This is a genomic window from Streptococcus sp. GMD6S (assembly GCF_000297015.1).
This window is the reverse complement of record NZ_AJRH01000195.1, coordinates 1-892: the sequence shown is the minus strand read 5'-3', so window position 1 is coordinate 892 and position 892 is coordinate 1. Positions and strand designations below refer to the sequence as shown.

2 protein-coding genes and 1 pseudogene are annotated in these 892 nt (G+C 35.5%); 1 reads left to right on the top strand and 2 read right to left on the bottom strand.

What is annotated here, in order from left to right:
- Positions 1-131: DNA mismatch repair protein MutS (locus tag GMD6S_RS12400; protein ID WP_008294735.1), on the bottom strand; the 131-nt coding region annotated here is incomplete at its 3' end.
- Between the two features lie 50 nt (positions 132-181).
- Positions 182-628, bottom strand: a complete 447-nt coding sequence (gene argR / locus GMD6S_RS09630) for an arginine repressor (RefSeq protein WP_001231483.1) — start codon at positions 626-628, stop codon at positions 182-184.
- Between the two features lie 154 nt (positions 629-782).
- Between argR and GMD6S_RS12395 the strand changes: the two are divergent.
- Positions 783-892, top strand: a pseudogene (locus tag GMD6S_RS12395) (arginine--tRNA ligase); the annotation flags it as partial.

Sequence of the window (892 nt, the reverse complement as noted above, 5' to 3'; positions counted from 1 at the left end):
GCTGCATTAATTGCATCTTCATAGAACAACTCGTAAAAATCACCCATTCGAAAAAGCAAAAAAGCATCTGGGTATTGTTTCTTAATATCCACATACTGTTGCATGCCGGGTGATAGCTTTTCTGTTGCCATTTTCCGTCTCTCCTTGCTAAAAATAAGTCTTGAGAGCACCTCCCAAGACCTTATTTATCTTTCATCAAATCTAGCAAACGATCTTCCATCAGCTTGGCAACGTGCTGGTCTCGACAAATAACCAATAAGGTATTAGCACCAGCAACCGTTCCTAAAATCCATTCATCCTTGTTTGCATCTACAATGTTTGCTAAGACTGCAGCTTCCCCAAGTTTGGTATGAAGTACCAAGGTGAACTCAGCTCTTGCAACTCCTTCTAAATGATGAGACAAAAACTCAACTAAATCAATCTTATCTGTCTCATTTGCTAGTACATAATACACCATATCATTTTTCTTAACCTTGGTCAAGCCGATTTCACGCAAATCACGTGACAAAGTCGTTTGTGTCACATAAACATTACGAGCTTCTAAACGATCTTGAATCTCTTTTTGTGTCCCAAGTTTTTCTTCGGTGATCATCTTTTTAATCAACTGATGCCGTTCTCTTTTTCTCATATTATCCTCTTAAGTGAATATTTATAACAAGTTTTACATTTATTTTATAACTACATTATACCAAAAAAACTAGATAATTCAAAAAAATTCTTTTCTTTCTCAAAAAATGTAGTAAATTGTGTTAAAATAGTAAAAAAGCCCAAAAGGAGCCCTTATGAATACAAAAGAATTGATTGCTAGCGAGTTAGCTAGCGTCATTGATAGCCTGGACCAAGAGGCTATTTTAAATTTACTGGAAACACCTAAAAACTCAGAAATGGGAGA